Origin of the sequence: Streptomyces sp. NPDC007856 (assembly GCF_042868225.1) — a bacterium.
In the GTDB taxonomy this organism is placed as follows: domain Bacteria; phylum Actinomycetota; class Actinomycetes; order Streptomycetales; family Streptomycetaceae; genus Streptomyces.
The window spans coordinates 168,852-185,858 of sequence record NZ_JBIAEC010000005.1; the positions used below are offsets into that span (position 1 = coordinate 168,852).

Sequence of the window (17,007 nt, forward strand, 5' to 3'; positions counted from 1 at the left end):
GCCCGTGGGGGGCCTTTCCCGGGGAGCGGCGAAAAACAGCCGGTTTCAACCGCTGTCCTTGGTCTTGCGCCGGTGACTCGTGTCGCACCAGGGATAACGGCGACTGCGCCGGCAGGTACACAGAGCGACCAGGAAACGGTCCGAGGACACCGTGGTGCCGTCCTCCAACTCGACCTCCACCGGCCCCTCCACGAGCAGCGGCCCCTGCCGCCGCACCGTGATCCGGCGGGCCCGGTCAGCGCGTTCGTTCGGCACGGACGACCACCAACTCCTCCTCCTGTGCGACCGGAGCGAGCAGACCGCACCGGCGCAGCCAGTCCTCCCGCGAGCGCAGCACCGGACCGAAGGGGATCCGGCGACGCCGGACCACCGAGGCCTTCAGGCGTGCGGCGCGCAGCAGTTGCAGGGTGCGTTCGGGATCGCTGAGCGCGGACTGCACGACCAGCAGCACGCCTCCGGGGCGTAGCAGTGCGGGCGCGTCCCGGCAGATCCGGTCCAGCACCTGCCTGCCGTCCCGGCCCGCGTCCCAGGCCCGGGCCCGGCCGCGCGGCCCGCGTCCGGCATCGGGTGCGGGGACGTACGGCGGGTTCGCAAGGATGAGGTCGTACGTGCGGCCCCGGACCGGTCCGAAGAGGTTGCCGCGCCTGATCCGCACCGGCAGCCGGGTCAGCCAGGCGTTCATCCGTACCGTCCACACCGCCAGCCGGGACACGTCCACCGCGGTCACCTCGGCGCCGTGCCGGGCCGCCTCCAGGGCCAGCGCCCCGCTGCCGGTGCCGACGTCGAGCACCCGGGCGCCGGGCGCCGGGGCCTCCTCGCGGAGGGACTCGGCCAGCAACTCCGTGTCGTCCTGCGGGGCGTACACGCCCGGAAGCACCACAGCGATCACACCGCGCGGGTACCCCGACATTCAGGATGTATGGGACACCTGCGGCATCAGGGGTGTGCGCAGGGACGAGCGCCCGGCGCGCCAGTCGGCGAGCAGCCGCCGCCCCAGCCGGTCCTCCAGATACTCGGTGGCGTCGATCCCGAAGGTCACGTCCGCCGCGAGTTCCGGCTCCTCGGCGAGCAGCCCGCCGATCACCTGATGGCGTACGACCTGTTCGTGGACGGCGTCCGCCTCGACATGCTCGTCGTAGAAGAACTCCGCCGCGGGGCCGGCGCCGGTGCGGCGCATGGCCTCGGCGAGCCGCCGGGAGGCTGGTGAGGAGGTGATCTCCACGTCGGCGAAGTGGCCCACCAGCGCGCCGCGCAACCCGCGATGCAGGCCGAACAGGGACATCAGGTTGACTACGGCGAGCATCTCCGCGCGGGCCGCGTCCAGATACCGGCCGTAGGCGCTGTCCAGGCCCAGGTCCTGCATCAGTGCGGCGAACAGGCGCGCGTGCACCCTGCCGGCCCGGCCGCCGCCGAACTCGTCGAACTCCACCGCCGCCATCCCCGCCTTGGCCCGGCCCCACAGCCGAGGCAGCACCCAGGCGTGCGGGTCGGCCTCCTTCAGGTGGTACAGCGAGCGCTGGGCGGCGTACTCGCGCAGCTGCCACAACTCGCCCTCGGCACAAAGGAAATGGCTGACCCCGCTGCCCTCGACCGGTTCGACCAGCAGCGCGGCGAGGGCGTCGTCGAGGCTGTCGTGGCCCGGCGCGTCGGCGCGCAGCGCGGACAGGAAGCGGCGCTCCAGCGCGGCGCGGACACGCAGCAGGTCCGGATCCCATTCGGCCTCGGGGCCGACGCCGGCGAAGCCCCGGTAGTGCAGCTCGTAGCACAGGTACAGGGCGAGTTGCGGGTCGTCACCGTAGGTATCCGCCTCCTCGGCCTCGGCGGGGCGCGGGAGCGGTCCTGCGCCGCGCAGGCGGGCGGCGACCGCGGCGGAGAGGGGGCCTCGGGGCGGGGGCAGCCGGGGCCCGCGATCATGGCTGTTCATGAGTACCGGGTACCCAGGCCCCGGGAGGGCACGGCGAACCGTGTCGCCCCGGGGACGGCTGCGGGTGGCGGTTCGGTCGCGGGACGGCTGCCGGTGGTGGCCGGGCGCCGGGACGGACACCGGCGGTCGTTCGGCCCGGGAAGATCTCCACGCCTGGGGCACATGTGTGCCGCCCCCCGAGCTACGGCCGGTTCCCGGCCGGTCTCCTCAGTCCCCGTCCGCCTGCTCCTGCGCCTCGGTGTTCGGCGTGATGGCGTCCCCGGCCTCGCCGCCGGCGGCCCTGTCCTCGTCGCGCTTCTCGGCCTCCTCCACCTCCCGGAGCACTTCCTGCAGGGCGGTGTCGAACTGTTCCTTGCGCTCCTGCTCGTCTTCTTCGCTGGTCATGGCCTCTCCTTCCGCCGCCGTACCCCTGATCCCCTGATCGCTGAGTTACCCGCCGACGGCGTCTCAAGCGCTCTGCCAGGGAGTGCGCCGGGGCCGCCAGGCCGGCACCGCACGACAGTAGCGCTCGTCCTCGGCGCCGAACCGTCGCACCAGTCCCGGTTCCTCGTACCAGCGGACGAACGCCCAGGTCAGCACCCAGGCGCCGGCGGCATAACCGAAGAGCACCGGCCGGGCGAACAGCAGACCCTGCCCGATGAGTACGGCGATCATCGCGACGTAGATCGGATTGCGCACGTACCGGTAGGGGCCGCTCACCACCAGCCGCACGGGCGGCGCGACCGGCGCCGGCGTGCCGAGCCCCTCCAGGGCGAACCGGGTGAAGGCCGCCAGTATGACGACGGCACCGGCCGCCAGGGGCAGCAGACCGAGCAGCCGCAGCGGCGGCCACCAGTGGCCGGCCCGCCAGCCACCGGTCAGCCACCACGGCACCAGCACGGCCGCGCCGCCCGAGACGGGGACGAGGAACAGGGCGCTGCCGAGCGCCGCCGACGCCTTGCGCACAACCCCACCATGCCAGGGCGAGGGGCCGCCGTCTCCCTGCTGACGGCGGCCCCTCGGGTCGGATGGCGCGTGGCCGTCACATGTGGACGACCGGTGCGGCGCCCGCGTCCTGCTGCGGCACTCCGCGCCGGTAGAACAGGAAGGCGAGCACCGTGCCCGCGGCGAAGAAGCCCGCCGACCACCAGAAGGCGGTCGTGTAGCTCTCGATCGTCGCCTGTGCCCGCACCAGCTTGCTGGTGGCGTCCCGGCCGGAGAGGTAGTCGGTGGCGGCGCTCGCGGCGAGGGTGTTCAGCAGTGCCGTGCCGATCGAACCGCCCACCTGCTCCATGGCGTTGACGGTCGCGGAGGCCACACCCGCGTCCTCGGCCGCGACCCCGCCGGCGGCCAGCTGCATGGCCGTCGGCATGACCAGGCCCAGGCCCATGCCGATCACGATCAGCTGCGGGAGCACCGCGCTCAGGTAGTGCGAGCCGAGGCCGATGCCGGTCAGCCAGGCCATGCCGGCCGTGGCGACGGCAAAGCCCAGCGGGATGACCGCCTTCGGGCCGATCCGGGGCAGGAGGACCGTGGTGCCCAGCTGGGCCGTGACCATCAGCGCGCCGACCATGGGCAGGAACGCCACACCGGTCTTCGTCGGGCTGAAGCCGAGGTTGAGTCCTAAACGAAACTGTTTCGTACACATCGAGCCTACGGCGCGCCTGGCGAGAAGCGGCAACGTTTCTCTCCCGTCCATTCCTTGCCTGGCATATAACTAGCAAGGCATATTAGGGCTCATGTCCGACACAGCGCTCTGGTCCGCCCTGGCCGACCCGCACCGGCGGGCCATCGTCGCGCTCCTGCTGGAGCGTCCCCGGTCCGTCGGGGAGATCGTCGAGGCCTGTGGGCTGAGCCAGCCGAGCACCTCCAAGCATCTGAAGGTCCTCCGGAAGGCGGGCCTGGTCCGGGTCCGGCAGGACGCGCAGCGCCGCGTCTACGCCCTCGACCCGGCACCGATCGCCGCCCTCGACGCCTGGCTGGCGCCCTACCGCCGGCTGTGGAACCGCAGCCTGGACGCCCTGGGCCGGCGCCTCGACGAGACGTCGGACGACATGTGACACCCCCCAGCGAAGGACTTGACGCACCATGCCCGTCGACCTCACCGGCACCTATCTGACCCTTCAGGACGGCCGCCCCGCCGTCCGCTTCAGCCGCACCTACGACCACCCGGCGGACCGCGTCTGGCGGTTCGTCACCGATCCGGACGAACTGGCCCAGTGGTTCCCCTCCCGCGCCGAGATGGAGCTGCGCCCCGGTGGCACCATCCGCTTCAGCGGCGACCCGAACATGCCCGAGTCCACAGGCCGTGTGCTCGCCGTCGACCCGCCCCGGCACCTGTCCTTCGCATGGGGCGGCGACGAACTCCACTTCGACCTGGAGGCCGTCGGTGAAGGGCGCACCCGGTTCACGCTCACCAACGTCCTCAGTGAGGCGAACACCGCCGCCCGCAACGGCGCCGGCTGGGAGGTGTGCCTCGCCGCCCTCGACGCCAAGGCGCGCAGCGAGCGCTTCGAGGGCGCGCACGCCGGGGTGAGCCCGGCCTGGAAGGAGTTCTACGACGCCTACCTCGGCGCCGGCGTGCCCTCCGGCGCGCCCGTGCCGGGCCTGGACTGACGGGCGCCCCGCCGGCCGGCTCACGAACACCCGGCGCAGGTCCGCGGACGACGTGCGGGGCTGGGCTGCCTGGCCGGGGACATTCGTACGCCCGGATGGCCGTCCGGGCGCACTGGGAACGCGGGCTCCCGGCGCTCGCTCAGGCGCACCGGGCCCGCAACTCACCCGCCTGTCTCTCGGCACCGAGAACTCCTCGGTCGCATCGCGCAGGCAACCGCCGTCCGGTGCGTGCTCGCCCGATGCCGGCCGGCGCCGGAGGGCGGGCCGGGCTCCACGACTGGGCTGTCGGGGACGTCCCGGCGTACGGTCGTGACGTCGGCCCTACGCCCCCGGTCCTGCCCCCCTTCGTTCCCCGCAACCCATGATCGTCCCGGACGCACCACCCGGCGACCCGGGCCCCGTCCGTACACCGGCGGCACGCGTTCGACCGGACTCCGCCGTGCGCGTTGTTTCAGTGTGTGGCGCCCTGGATACACCGCGAAGGTTCGGCCCCGGAGTTCGCGAGCCCGTGCCCACATGTCGCAGTGAGGTCGTCACCATGTCCCACGCCCCGCCCCCCACAGGACCGTCGAGACGCGCCGGGCCGATCGCGACCACCGTCCCGGACGCGGGCTCCGTCCCGGACGCGGGCTCCGTCCTCGGATCCGCCGGGAACCGGGCCGCCCGGGGCGGCACCGCCCTGGTGACGGGCGCCTCCTCGGGCATAGGTGCCGTCGTCGCCCGCCGGCTCGCCGCCGAGGGAGGCTGGCGGCTGGTGCTGAACGGGCGGGACGCCACCCGCCTGGAGCAGGTGGCCGCCCCGCTCGACGCCCTGGCCGTGCCGGCGGACCTGACCCGGCCGGGCGCCGGCCGTCTGCTCACCGATCTGGTCCTGGACCACACCGGCCGCCTCGACCTGCTGGTGGCGTGCGCCGGCCTGGGCTGGGCCGGGGACTTCACCGGCATGCCGCACGCGCGCATCGACGAGATCGTCGGCGTCGACCTGCTGGCCACCCTGCACCTCGTGCGCGCCCTGCTGCCCCACATGGTCGCGGCCGGCTCCGGACGCATCGTGCTCATCGGGTCCGTGGCGGGCAGCGTGGGCGTGCGCGGCGAGGCCGTGTACTCCGCCGCGAAGGCCGCCCTCGCCGTCTTCGCCGACGCCCTGCGCTACGAGCTGCGCCGCACCGGGGTGGGCGTGACCCTGGTCATCCCCGGCGCGGTCGACACGCCGTTCTTCGAGCGCCGGGGCGCGCCCTACACGCGGGTATGGCCGCGCCCGGTGCCGGCCGAGCGGGTGGCGGACGCCGTCTGGGCCGCCGTCCGGCACGGCAGGGACGAGGTGTACGTCCCCGGCTGGCTGCGGTACCCCGCCCAGGTGCGCGGCGTCGCGCCCGGGCTCTACCGGTGGCTCGCCGCCCGCTTCGGGTGACCGGCCATGCTCACCGTCACGGTGCTGCTCGCGCTGCTCGCGGCCCTGACCAACGCGTCCGCGTCCGTGCTGCAGCGCCGGGCCGCAGTGCAGGAGCGGTCCGAGGAGGACGGGGCCGACGGCGGCCGCGGCGCGGGACCGGCCGTGCGCCGGCTCGCCCGGCTGCTGCGGCGCCCGTACTGGCTCGCGGGCGCCGCGCTGCTGGCGGTCTCGGGGCTGCTGCAGGCCGGGGCGCTGGCCGTGGGCAGCCTCTCCCTGGTCCAGCCGCTGCTCGCCACCGAGCTGCTGTTCACTCTCCTGGTGGGTGGTGTCGTCTTCCGGCGCCGCCCCGCCCTGTGGACCTGGCTCGCCTTTGTCGCCCTCGCCGCCGGGCTGGCCCTGTTCCTGCTGGCGGCGGCCCCGGGCGCGGGCCGGCCGACCGCGCCGCCGCGGGCCTGGCTGCTGGGCGGCGGCGGGGCGCTCGGCCTGGTCGTGCTCCTCGTGGCCGCCGCCCGTCCGACGAAGGGCGCGCTCCGGGCCGCGCTGTTCGGCCTCGCCTCCGCCGTGTGCTTCGCCGCCACCGCCGCGCTGCTCAAGGAGGCCGTGGGGCGGCTCGGACACGGGCCCGCCGCGATGTTCACCCACTGGTCGCCGTACGCCACGGCCGGCGCCGGACTCGTGGCCTTCCTGCTGCTGCAGAGCGCGCTGGGCGCCGGATCGCTCACGGCCTCCCAGCCCGCCCTCACCCTGGGCGACGCGCTCACCAGCGTCGTCCTCGGCTGGGTGCTGTTCGCCGAGGCGATCCACCTCGGGCTGCGGATGCTGCCGGAGGCGCTCGGCGTCGCGCTGATCGGGGCGGGCAGCATTGGACTGGCCCGGGCACCGACCGTGGGACGGGAGTGGGACACGCGGTCCCGGGACGGGAAGGAGACCGGGAGGCGTCTGCACCGGACGCACCGATGAGGACAGGAACGGAAGGCGGGTGGGCCATGTCCCCCATGTGCGGCCGTCCATGGCGGACCGCGGCCGTCCTGCTGCCGGCCGCCGTCGCCGCCGCGCACATCGGACCGGCGGCCACCTGGCTGCCCGGGGTGCGGCTGCTGCTGTTCCCGCGGCTCTCCGGCACCGGCCGCCGCTGGCACGTCGCGCTGACCTTCGACGACGGCCCCGACCCGCGGTCGACGCCCCGCTTCCTCGACGTGCTGGACGACCTCGGCGTGCGGGCCACGTTCTTCGTGCTCGGCGAGAACGTGGTGCGCCATCCCGCGCTGGTCCGGGAGACCGCCCGGCGCGGACACGAACTGGCCGTGCACGGCTGGACGCACGACCGTCCCTGGCGCCCCGCACCCGCCCGGGACGCGGCCGAGGTCGCCCGGACCGTCCACGCCCTGCACGAGGTCTCCGGCCACCGCCCGCAGTGGTACCGCCCGCCGTACGGGATCCTCACCTCCGGACGCTGGCTGGCCGCACGGCGGGCCGGGCTGCGGCCGGTGCTCTGGTCGGCGTGGGGCAGGGACTGGACGGCCGAGGCCACCCCCGCGTCGGTACGGGCCCTGGTCGCGGCGGACCTGCGCGGCGGCGGCACCGTCCTGCTGCACGACTCCGACCGGCTCGCGGCCCCCGACTGCTGGCGCTCGGCCCTCGGCGCGCTGCCGGACCTGGTCGCGGACTGCCAGGAGGCCGGCCTCTCGGTCGGCCCCTTGCGCGACCACGGGGCACGCTGCTGAGCAAAGGCCGAGGAGGCGCCGGCGCCCCCGCCCCGTCACAACCACGCCACGTCGGCCATCGGATCGCCCCGGAACAGTGCCCGCCCCCGGGACAGCCGTTGCGTTCGCTCGGGGCTGCCCTCCGGGAGCCGGGCCAGGGCCGTCAGCAATGCGGGGCCGTCCGGGGCCAGTTCCGACACGCCGAGGCCGGCCATCCGGCGGACGCCGTCCACCCCATGGCCGGGCAGCGGCCGGTAGCCGATCACGGGCAGACCGGCGGCCAGGGCCTGTACGGCGGTCTGGCCGGCCGCGTTGTCCACCAGGGCGTACGCGGCGGACAGCAGCCCGGGCATGTCGTCCACCCAGTCCAGGGCCAGCACTCCCGGCACCCGGGACACCCGCGCCCGCAGCCGCGCGTTGCGCCCGCACAGCACCACCGGCAGATAGCCGGCCCCCGCCAGCAGCCGGGCGGTGGCGTCCGGGCGGTGCGCCGCGCCCCAGGCGCCCGCCGAGAGCAGGACCGCCGGCCGGCCGGGCGCCTCGCCGGCGAAACGCCCCCGCCACCGCGCCGCCCCGGGCGCCGGTGCGCGGAATTCGGGCGCGACCGCCGGGCCGGTCGTCACGGCCGGGGTGCCCAGGGCCCGGCGCACCTCGGCCGCCGCCCCGTCCGTCAGGCACAGATACCGGTCGTTGCCGGGATGCAGCCACTGCCGGTGCACGGCGAAGTCGACCAGGAACACCGCGCTCGGCACCCGCAGCCGCCCCCGGGCCCGGAGATGACCGGTGAGCTGGGCGGCCAGATGGAAGACGGACACCACCACATCGGCGTCCAGCCGCTCCACGAGCTCCGTCAGCCCGGCGGCGGCGAGCCGGGCCAGCGGCACCCCGCTCGGGCGTGGCCCCCCGCCGCCCCGCAGGAACGCGCCGTAGACGCCGGCGTACGCCCACGGGAAATGCCGTACCGACGCCTGGTAGGAGCGGCGCAGCCCGCCGCCCAGGCCGTACGGCAGCAGGCTCAGGACGTCGGCCACCTGCGGCTCGTGTCCGTGCGCCGCGGCGCGCCGCGCCAGTTCGGCGGCCACGGTGTCGTGACCCGCGCCCATGCTCGCGCTCAGGATCAGCGGTCGCCGCCGGCCGCCCGGCGGGGCCGGCGGCGGGGAGGGCACCTCGGCAGGAGTACGCACGGGGTCCGATTCTCCGGTGGAGGCCGCCCGCAAACCGGTCACTCCGCCGCCGTGTCGCCGGACCGCGGACCCACGACACGGCATCACCGCAAGTTGCCCCGAACCCGCCGGGGTGGATGAATCGGCTCAGGACAGCGTGTGCGCGGCGAGCACGGGAGGAGCCGTGAGGTGGTGGCGGCGCGGCCTGCACCGCGCTTGGGAGTGGCTCAGGGCCGGGGCCCTGGTCGAGCGCGGCCGCGAGCTGGAACTGATGCACCGGGCCATGGGGTTCGCCACCCTGGCGCTGGTGACGCTGGCGCCGCTGCTGATCGTGGTCGCCGCCGCCGATCCCCTGGTGCGGGGCGGATTCGCCTCGTGGCTCACCGACGGCATGGGCCTGTCCGGCCGGTCCGCCCGAGTGCTCACCGACGTCATCAGCCCGCCCCGCAACGTCATCGGCACCACCAGCGTCTGGGGTGGTGTCCTGCTGGCCGTCTTCGGCGTGTCCTTCGGCGGCAGCGTGCAGAACGCCTACGAACGGATCTGGACCGTGCCTCCCGGCCCCTGGCACCGGGTCTGGCGGCAGGCGACCTGGCTGGTGGTGCTCACCGCCTACCTCTACCAGGAGGTGGCGACCAAGGACGCGCTGCACGGCGGCCAGCGGATCGCGCTGTCCGCGGCGAGCGGCATCGCCTTCTTCTGGTGGGGGCAGCGCTTCCTGCTGGGCGGCCAGGTCAACTGGCGCTCCCTGCTGCCCGGCGCGCTCGCCACCGTCCTCGGCCTGGCCGGCCTGCGGGCCTTCTCCTACCTCGTCTTCACCCCGCTCATCGTCACCAACGCGCTGAGCTACGGCGCCGTCGGCACCGTCCTCGTGGTCGAGTCCTGGCTGATCGGCGTCGGGTTCGTCATCTACGGCGGAGCCCTGTTCGGCCGCTGGTTCACCGAACACCACTGGACGCCGCACCACGACGACGGGGGAGACGAGGAGCGGGAACCGCGCCGGGGGAAGTACTGAACCCTCCCCGCGGCCGGTCGCGGCGGACGCTACGTCAGCTGCCGGCGCACCAGCTCGTGCAGCCGGCCCGTGGTGTCCGCGAGCAGGTCCGCCGGTGCGCCCTGCTGGACGACCTTGCCGTCCTCCATCACGACCACCCGGTCGGCGTCCAGGACCGTCGACAGCCGGTGCGCGATGACGACACGGGTGGCGTTCAGCTTGCGGGTGCTGTCGATGACGATGCGCTGCGTGTCGTTGTCCAGGGCACTGGTGGCCTCGTCGAAGAACAGGATGCGCGGGCGCCGGATCAGGGCCTGCGCGATCATCAGCCGCTGCCGCTGACCGCCCGAGATCGCGCCGTTGCCGGCCACGATCGTGTGCAGTCCCATCGGCATCCGCTTGATGTCCTCCGCGAGCCCCGCCATCTCGGCCGCCGCCATCGCCTCCTCCGGCGTGTACGGCTCGGCGCCGCAGATGACGTCCAGGATGGAACCGGTGAACGGCTGCGCGTGCTGGAGCACCACCCCGCACTGGCGGCGCACGGCCGACTGGTCGAGCGCCGCGAGGTCCTGGCCGTCGTACAGGACACTGCCGGAGACCGGCTTGTCGAAGCCGATGAGGAGGCGGAGCAGGGTGGACTTGCCACAGCCGCTCGGGCCGACGATCGCCACGAACTCGCCCGGCCGTACGGCGAAGGAGACGTCGTCCAGGACCAGCGGGCCGTCGTCGGTGTACCGGAAGGACAGCCGCCGGGCCTCGATCGCGCCGGACAGCGGACCCGGACGGGTGCTCGACGTGCGCACCTCGGGGGTCGCCTCGAAGACCGGCTTGATCTCCTCGAACAGCGGCAGCGCCGCCACCGCCGACACGAAGGAGCCGGTCAGCTGGGTGACCGAGGTCAGTACCATCGTCACCGAGGTGTTGAAGGTGAGGAAGTCCGCCGCCGACATCGCGCCCTTCGCCGGACCGGCCAGCAGCATGAACATCAGCAGCGTGCACACCGGCAGATAGATCCCGCCGAGCACCGTGGTGAGGTTCTTGATCCGGCCGACCTTCTGCTGCAGCTCCCGGCTGCGCGCGAACTCCCGCGCCCAGGCGGCGTACGCGTAGTTCTCGGCCGCCGCCACCCGCAGCTTGGGCAGGCCGCGCAGGGTCTGGAAGGCCTGGTTGTTGAGCTTGTTGCCGAGGACCGTCAGCTTCCGCTGCCAGCGCACCTGCCACAGCCCCAGCCCCAGGAACACGGCCCCGATGACGACGAGCATGCCGAGCGCCGCCAGGGCCATCGACGGGCTGTACCAGAACAGCAGGCCCAGGTTCATCGCGCCGACGGTCACCGACTGGGCGACCACCGGGCCGACGCCCGCCAGCAGCCGGCGGATCGCGCTGATGCCCATCGCGGCACTGGCGAGTTCGCCGGTGGAGCGCTGGGTGAAGAACCGGGTCGGCAGGCGCAGCATCCGGTCCCAGACGGCGGGCTGGAGCGCGGCCTCGATCCGGCCCTCCAGACGCAGGATGGAGAGGTTCTCCAGCAGGGTGAACGCCGCCGCGACCACCCCGCTCACCATCACGGCCAGACACATCTGGACGATCAGGCCCGTCTGCGCCCTCGGCACGAACTCGCCGAGCACCTTGCCGGTGGCGACCGGCACCAGCGCGCCGATCGCCACCGTCACCAGGCCCGCGAGGAGCAGACCCGTCAGGTCGCCGCGGGTGCCCTGGAGACTGAACCGCAGCAGGCCGAACGGCGAGAGCCCCTTGTCGGGCAGCGGCCGGTAGAACATCACCGCGCGCGGCTCGAACTCCTCCGCGTTCGCCTTCTCGATCGGCGTCTCGCGTCCGGTGCCGGGGTGCACGGCCACATACCCGCCGCGCCGCCACAGCAGCGCGACCGGCGCCCCCGACAGCGCCCGGTGCCCGACCAGCGGGCCCACGTTCTCCCGCCACCAGCGCCCCTGCAGCCGTACGGCCCGCGTACGCACCCGGGAGGCGAGCGCCACCCGTTCGACCGGGTCGAGGCGTTCGCTCTCGGTGCCGCTCTGCGCGGGCTCGGCGAGGGTGATCCCGGCCGCCTCGGCGACCAGCTTGCAGGCCGCGTAACCGGCGTCGGCGTCGGCGGCCGTCGCCCGGCGGGCCGAGCGCTTGCCGATGGCGGCCAGCAGGGTCCGGTCGGCCTGGGCGCGCACCGCCTCACCGGCCTTGATCCCGGCGGCCGTACGCGTCTCGTGGGTGCGCTCCAGCTGCTCGATCCACCGGTCCAGCGCGGTCAGCAGCCGGTACTGCTGGTCGACCATGGTCTGCCACAGCGCCGGGTCCATCAGCAGGTCGGCGACGGCCTCCGCGCCGTACAGCGAGCCGTACTGGACGCTGCCCGGCGGCACCTGCATCCAGAACACGTCGTCGTCGGTCGGTGCGGCCGCCCGGTCCTCCGCCATCGGCGCCTGGAACAGCACGGACAGGCCGCGGCCGACGCCGAGCGCGACCGCGTACTCCAGCGGGCTGGTGGCGGGCGGCACGTACTGGGGGTTGCCGTACTCGTCGTACGACCAGGTCTGGGTGTTCGCAGGCTGGTACAGCTCGCGCAGATTGATCCGGTGCACCACGCAGTCCCGGACCGGGCGGGCCACCAGGGTGTGCTGGGGGCCCGCGACCGGGCCGAGCAGCAGCGCGCCCGCCTCCAGCCGGCCCAGGTGGTGCCAGTGGCCCTGCTGGACGGCGTCCACCGCGAACAGGTCCAGGGCGCCGGCCGCGACCAGCCACAGCACCTGCGGGCTTTCCAGGTCCAGCCGGTTGAACCCGGCGCAGTCGATGCGGGTGCCCATGGACCCCAGCGCACCGAGAACGAGGTCGCCTTCGCCGACGGTCGTCATCTCATCGCTCCCTGACCAGCGCGGCGTACGCGCCACCGTGCGCCACCAGCTCCTCGTGCCGCCCGCGCTCCACGACCGTGCCGTGCTGGAGCACCACGATCTCGTCGCTGTCGCGGACCGTGCTCAGCCGGTGCGCGATCACCACACAGGCGCAGCCGCGCCGGCGCAGGTTGTCCATCACGATCAGTTCTGTCTCCGCGTCCAGCGCGCTGGTCACCTCGTCCAGGACGAGGATGCTCGGCCTGCGCACCAGGGCTCGGGCGATTTCGAGCCGTTGCCGCTGGCCGCCGGAGAAGTTGTGGCCGTCCTGCTCGACCTTGCTGTGGATGCCGCCGGGCCGGCGCATCACCACGTCGTACAGGGCCGCGTCCTTCAGCGCCTCCACCACGGCCTCGTCCGGGATCGACGGGTCCCACAGCGCCACGTTGTCGCGGACCGAGCCCTCGAAGAGGAACACGTCCTGGTCGACGAAGGAGACGGAGGCGGCGAGCGCGCCGCGCGGGATGTCCTCGAGGCGGCGGCCGTCGATGCGGATCACCCCGTCCCACGGGGCGTACAGGCCCGAGATCAGCCGGGACACCGTGGACTTGCCGCTGCCGGAACCGCCGACCAGCGCCACCTGCTCACCCGGTCCCACGGTCAGGTCGAAGCCGCTCAGCAGGGGCTTGTCCAGCGGGCTGTAGCCGAAGGTGACGTTCTCCAGCTGGACGTGCCCCTGCAGCCGGCGCGTGGAGTCGCCGCTGCCCCGGCGGGCGTAGAGCGGGTCGGCCTGGAAGTTCTCCACGTCCTTCAGCCGGGCCACGTCGGCCGCGAAGTCCTGGATACGGCCCGCGACACCGTTGAGCCGGGTGAGGGGCGCGGTGAAGCGGGTGACCAGCGCCTGGAAGGCGACCAGCAGACCCACCGAGATGTGCCCCTCGACGGCGCGCAGTCCGCCGATCCACAGGATCAGCGCGCTGTTGAACGTGGCGAGAGTCGGCGCGACCACCCCGAGCCAGGCGCTCGGCACCCCGAGCCGCTGCTGCTCCTCCAGGGTGGTGGCGTGCTGACCGGCCCACTTGCGGAAGAAGCCGTCCTCACCGCCGGTCGCCTTCATCGTCTCGATCAGCTGAAGACCGGTGTACGACGTGTTGGTGAGCCGCGCCGTGTCCGCGCGCAGCTTCGCCGTACGGGTCGCGCGCAGCCGTACGACCAGCCGCATCGCCACCACGTTGAACAGGGCGACGCCGATGCCGACGAACGTCAGCTGAGGGTCGTAGGTGTAGAGCAGGACGGCGTACAGGACGACGACGATCGCGTCCACGCCGGCCGCCGCCAGGTCGCGGGCCAGGGTCTCGGCCACCTGGTCGTTGGACTGCAGGCGCTGCACCAGGTCGGCGGGGGAGCGCTGGGCGAAGAACGTCACCGGCAGCCGCAGCAGATGGCGCAGGAAGCGGGCGCTGGAGAGGGTGGAGGAGATGATCCGGCCGTGCAGCAGGTTGGCCTGCTGGAGCCAGGTCAGTACCAGGGTGAGCAGGACGCAGGTGCCCATGGAGGCGAACAGCACGCCCAGCAGGGAGGTCCGGCCGCCGATGAGGAACGTGTCGATGTAGGTGCGGCTGAGCGCGGGCACCGCGGCGCCGACCGCGACCAGCAGCAGGCTCGCCAGGACGGCGGCGGGCAGGGTGCCGGCGGTGCCGCGCAGCCGGGCCGGCATCGCACCGAGCACGCCAGGCTTGCGCCCGCCCTTGCTGAAGCCGTCGCCCGGTTCCATCACCAGGACCACGCCGGTGAAACTGCCGTCGAACTCCTCCATGGGCACGAAACGGCGGCCCTTGGCGGGGTCGTTGATGTACACGCCGCGCCGGCCGAAGCGGCGGCCCATGCCGTCGAAGACGACGTAGTGGTTGAACTCCCAGAACAGCACGGCCGGCGCCTGTACCTCGGCGAGGGCGGCAAGGTCCATCTGCATGCCCTTGGCCGTCAGGCCGTAACTGCGGGCCGCCTTCAGCAGGTTGGAGGCGCGCGAGCCGTCGCGGGAGACACCGCAGGCGATGCGCAGCTCCTCCAGTGGGACGTGCCGGCCGTAGTGGCCGAGGACCATGGCGAGGGAGGCGGCGCCGCACTCGACGGCCTCCATCTGGAGGACGGTGGGCGTACGGACCGTGCCGCCACGGGGCTTGGGGACCGGCCGCTTGGCCGGGGCGGCGCGTCTGCGGCCGCGTTCCTGGGTGGCGGTCACGGGAGCAGCCAATCGACGGGGTGCTGGTCGGCCAGCCTGATCGAACCGGAGGCGAGCGTCATGGAGTCGAGCCGGAACGGCGGCCCGTCGGTGGTGGACCAGCGGTAACCGCTCTTGGTGGACTGCGACTTGTCCAGCGCCACCAGTACGGCCACTGGGCGGCCCTTGCCGGTGAACTGCTGCCCGAGCTGGCTGTCGCCGAGGAACGCGGAGATCGACTGCGCGGACTGCGCGGTGCGGTCCACCGACTTCACCCGGCCGCGCAGCACGCCGTAGGTCTGCGTGGGCACCGAGGAGACCGTGAGGTCGACGGAGGCGTGTGCCGGGATGGCGGCGGCGTTCTCTGCGGGCACGTACACGGTGGCGTACAGCGGGTCGGAGGCGTGGGCGACCTTCTCCACCGCGGCGACATTGGTGCCGGTCTGGATGATCTGCCCGATGGTGGCGGCGAGCGCGGTGACGCGGCCCGCGGCGACCGTACGGACCACCGAGTCGCCCTGGCTCGTACGGACCTTGAGGACCGGGGCGTTCGCGGGCAACCGCTCGCCCTGCTGGGCGAGGACGGCCGTGACCTGGCCGGAGACCGGGCTCTGCAGCAGATAACTGCCCTGTCCGTGGGTGAGGATGGCCGGTGCGCTCACCGTGGAGGCGACCGAACCGGTCACCGCCCAGACGGAGGCCGCCGCCATGACGACGACGGTGACGCCGAGGGCGAGCCAGCCCTGGGGGCGGGCCAGCCGCACCGGAAGGTCCAGCTCCTCCGGCGACTGGAGCTTGGCGAGGGCCTGTTGGCGGAACTGCACGGAACTTCCCTCACCTGTGGGAGAGACGCGGGTGTTTCAGGGCATCGATGAGCCCCGGAGCCGGGGGGCGGCTCCGGGACCTTCGATGCGACGAGGTGCGATCAGAGACCGGCGACCAGGTCGGTGACCGGCTGAACGTTCAGACCGGTGACACCCTCGACGGTACCGACGGCGGTGGTGACCGCACCGGAGACCGGGGCGACGCCGTTCACGGCGCCGGTCACGCTGTTGAGGGTGTTCACGGACAGACCGCCGGAGACGTTGTCCAGCTCGGTGTCCGAGATCTCGACGGTCTCGACCTGGGGGGTGGAGTTCATGATGGAACTTCCCTTCGTATGGATATTTCACAAGGGGGAGCGGCCCCCTCTGGGGACAGACGGACGGCCGCGACCGCGGGCGCCGGGCCCCCGTCGCCGGGAGCCCGCCGCGACCCCCGCGGTGCGATTGATCAAAGCACGCAGGCAGGGGGCGCTTCCAATCAATCAGGGCTCTCACCAGGGGACTTGGCTGGGGGAGGGCGCCATCCGTGCAGGCGTGTGCACGGCATGTCGGCGACTCCTTCACATGCCACACGGCATCGTCGCGCGCGAAGGCTTGCCCGCCGGGCCGCGAATCCGGCACTCCGCGCCAAAGGAGTGCCGGGGGGCGCGCGGATGTGCAGATCCCCGGCCGACAGTGACTTGGTTGAGTATTCAATGTGCAGATTCCCTGAAGCGGGGATTCCACATTGAGTGGGGAACGGACCGTTACTGATCGGTAGCGGAGCGTGTCAGCCCAAAAGCGCGTACACCGTGCTCGCCCGGGCCGCGAGCGCGCCCGAATCCGTGTCGCTCAGGGTGATGTCCGCGAACGCCATCCGGCGGCCCAGCTTCGTCAGGACCGCTTCGATCCGGACATCCGAACCGGTCACCGCCCGCTGGAACGACGTCGACTGCTGAACCGTCGTCATCGGCACGAAACCGCCCCGGGCGGCGGACACCGCGATCACCGTCGCCGTGTCGGCCGCCGCCATCAGCGCCTGCCCCGACAGGCCGCCGCCCTCCCGGGCCAGCCGCTCCGACCAGGGCAGTCGCAGCACGGCCCGGTCCTCGCCCACCGCCTCGACGGCGAGCCCGAGATCGAGCACCCAGGGGGCGAAGTTGGCGGAGAGGATCTTGTCCGCTTCGGCGGGGGTCAGCGTCATACGGGGGTTGTTCCCGGCTCTTCGCGACGGCACGCGGAGCATGGCCGATTCGCCCGTCCGACACGGCCGTTGGGAAACGGAATTGAACACACCGCACGGCCGGTGCGTACGTACGGCCATCCAGGCGCCCCGATACGAACTGCCCGCAAGCGGCAGGCCCC

Annotated in this window: 17 protein-coding genes and 1 pseudogene; 6 read left to right on the forward strand and 12 right to left on the reverse strand. The window is 73.4% G+C overall.

What is annotated here, in order from left to right; genetic code table 11:
- Positions 1–45: 45 nt before the first annotated feature.
- From ACFYOH_RS14390 to ACFYOH_RS14415, 6 genes and pseudogenes are all read right to left on the reverse strand, one after another.
- A complete protein-coding gene (locus tag ACFYOH_RS14390) occupies positions 46–255 on the reverse strand; it encodes a CDGSH iron-sulfur domain-containing protein (protein ID WP_388625348.1) in 210 nt (69 codons plus the stop codon).
- Positions 236–910, reverse strand: coding sequence for a HemK2/MTQ2 family protein methyltransferase (locus ACFYOH_RS14395; protein ID WP_388625351.1), 675 nt, complete (start codon positions 908–910; stop codon positions 236–238). Before ACFYOH_RS14395 ends, ACFYOH_RS14390 begins: the two co-directional genes overlap by 20 nt.
- Complete coding sequence (locus tag ACFYOH_RS14400) at positions 911–1,924, reverse strand: iron-containing redox enzyme family protein (RefSeq protein ID WP_388625354.1); 1,014 nt, start codon at positions 1,922–1,924, stop codon at positions 911–913. It abuts the gene before it with no gap.
- A 207-nt stretch (positions 1,925–2,131) separates the two neighbouring features.
- On the reverse strand, positions 2,132–2,308 hold the full coding sequence (locus tag ACFYOH_RS14405) for a hypothetical protein (protein ID WP_388625357.1): 177 nt from the start codon (positions 2,306–2,308) through the stop codon (positions 2,132–2,134).
- A gap of 63 nt (positions 2,309–2,371) precedes the next feature.
- Positions 2,372–2,869 (reverse strand): methyltransferase family protein, encoded by a 498-nt coding sequence (locus ACFYOH_RS14410; protein ID WP_388625359.1) that lies wholly within the window; start codon positions 2,867–2,869, stop codon positions 2,372–2,374.
- Between the two features lie 76 nt (positions 2,870–2,945).
- A pseudogene (locus ACFYOH_RS14415) lies at positions 2,946–3,536 on the reverse strand (MFS transporter); the annotation flags it as partial.
- Between the two features lie 106 nt (positions 3,537–3,642).
- Here ACFYOH_RS14415 and ACFYOH_RS14420 point away from each other — a divergent pair.
- The 5 genes from ACFYOH_RS14420 to ACFYOH_RS14440 all read left to right on the forward strand — a co-directional run bounded on the left by ACFYOH_RS14420 (position 3,643) and on the right by ACFYOH_RS14440 (position 7,636).
- Positions 3,643–3,963 carry an ArsR/SmtB family transcription factor gene (locus ACFYOH_RS14420; protein ID WP_388625362.1) on the forward strand — a complete coding sequence of 107 codons (321 nt, stop codon included), beginning with the start codon at positions 3,643–3,645 and terminating at the stop codon, positions 3,961–3,963.
- A gap of 28 nt (positions 3,964–3,991) precedes the next feature.
- Positions 3,992–4,519, forward strand: a complete 528-nt coding sequence (locus tag ACFYOH_RS14425) for an SRPBCC family protein (RefSeq protein WP_388625364.1) — start codon at positions 3,992–3,994, stop codon at positions 4,517–4,519.
- Between the two features lie 538 nt (positions 4,520–5,057).
- On the forward strand, positions 5,058–5,930 hold the full coding sequence (locus ACFYOH_RS14430; protein WP_388625367.1) for an SDR family NAD(P)-dependent oxidoreductase: 873 nt from the start codon (positions 5,058–5,060) through the stop codon (positions 5,928–5,930).
- A 6-nt stretch (positions 5,931–5,936) separates the two neighbouring features.
- Complete coding sequence (locus ACFYOH_RS14435) at positions 5,937–6,872, forward strand: DMT family transporter (protein ID WP_388625370.1); 936 nt, start codon at positions 5,937–5,939, stop codon at positions 6,870–6,872.
- Between the two features lie 26 nt (positions 6,873–6,898).
- Positions 6,899–7,636 carry a polysaccharide deacetylase family protein gene (locus tag ACFYOH_RS14440; protein WP_388625372.1) on the forward strand — a complete coding sequence of 246 codons (738 nt, stop codon included), beginning with the start codon at positions 6,899–6,901 and terminating at the stop codon, positions 7,634–7,636.
- Between the two features lie 35 nt (positions 7,637–7,671).
- Here ACFYOH_RS14440 and ACFYOH_RS14445 read toward each other — a convergent pair whose 3' ends face one another.
- Positions 7,672–8,718, reverse strand: coding sequence for a galactosyldiacylglycerol synthase (locus tag ACFYOH_RS14445; RefSeq protein ID WP_388625952.1), 1,047 nt, complete (start codon positions 8,716–8,718; stop codon positions 7,672–7,674).
- 244 nt (positions 8,719–8,962) lie between these two features.
- On the opposite strand from ACFYOH_RS14445, the gene ACFYOH_RS14450 reads away from it, so the two are divergent.
- The gene (locus tag ACFYOH_RS14450) at positions 8,963–9,793 is read left to right on the forward strand and encodes a ribonuclease BN (protein ID WP_388625374.1); all 831 of its coding nucleotides are present in this window, start codon (positions 8,963–8,965) and stop codon (positions 9,791–9,793) included.
- 29 nt (positions 9,794–9,822) lie between these two features.
- On the opposite strand, the gene ACFYOH_RS14455 is transcribed toward ACFYOH_RS14450, so the two are convergent.
- From ACFYOH_RS14455 to ACFYOH_RS14475, 5 genes are all read right to left on the reverse strand, one after another.
- Positions 9,823–12,639 (reverse strand): NHLP bacteriocin export ABC transporter permease/ATPase subunit, encoded by a 2,817-nt coding sequence (locus ACFYOH_RS14455; protein WP_388625377.1) that lies wholly within the window; start codon positions 12,637–12,639, stop codon positions 9,823–9,825.
- A 1-nt stretch (position 12,640) separates the two neighbouring features.
- A complete protein-coding gene (locus tag ACFYOH_RS14460) occupies positions 12,641–14,860 on the reverse strand; it encodes an NHLP family bacteriocin export ABC transporter peptidase/permease/ATPase subunit (RefSeq protein WP_388625379.1) in 2,220 nt (739 codons plus the stop codon).
- Positions 14,857–15,663 (reverse strand): HlyD family efflux transporter periplasmic adaptor subunit, encoded by an 807-nt coding sequence (locus ACFYOH_RS14465; protein ID WP_388625381.1) that lies wholly within the window; start codon positions 15,661–15,663, stop codon positions 14,857–14,859. Before ACFYOH_RS14465 ends, ACFYOH_RS14460 begins: the two co-directional genes overlap by 4 nt.
- 101 nt (positions 15,664–15,764) lie before the next feature.
- On the reverse strand, positions 15,765–15,980 hold the full coding sequence (locus ACFYOH_RS14470; protein ID WP_388625383.1) for a type A2 lantipeptide: 216 nt from the start codon (positions 15,978–15,980) through the stop codon (positions 15,765–15,767).
- Between the two features lie 452 nt (positions 15,981–16,432).
- On the reverse strand, positions 16,433–16,846 hold the full coding sequence (locus ACFYOH_RS14475; protein ID WP_388625385.1) for a PaaI family thioesterase: 414 nt from the start codon (positions 16,844–16,846) through the stop codon (positions 16,433–16,435).
- Positions 16,847–17,007 lie beyond the last annotated feature (161 nt).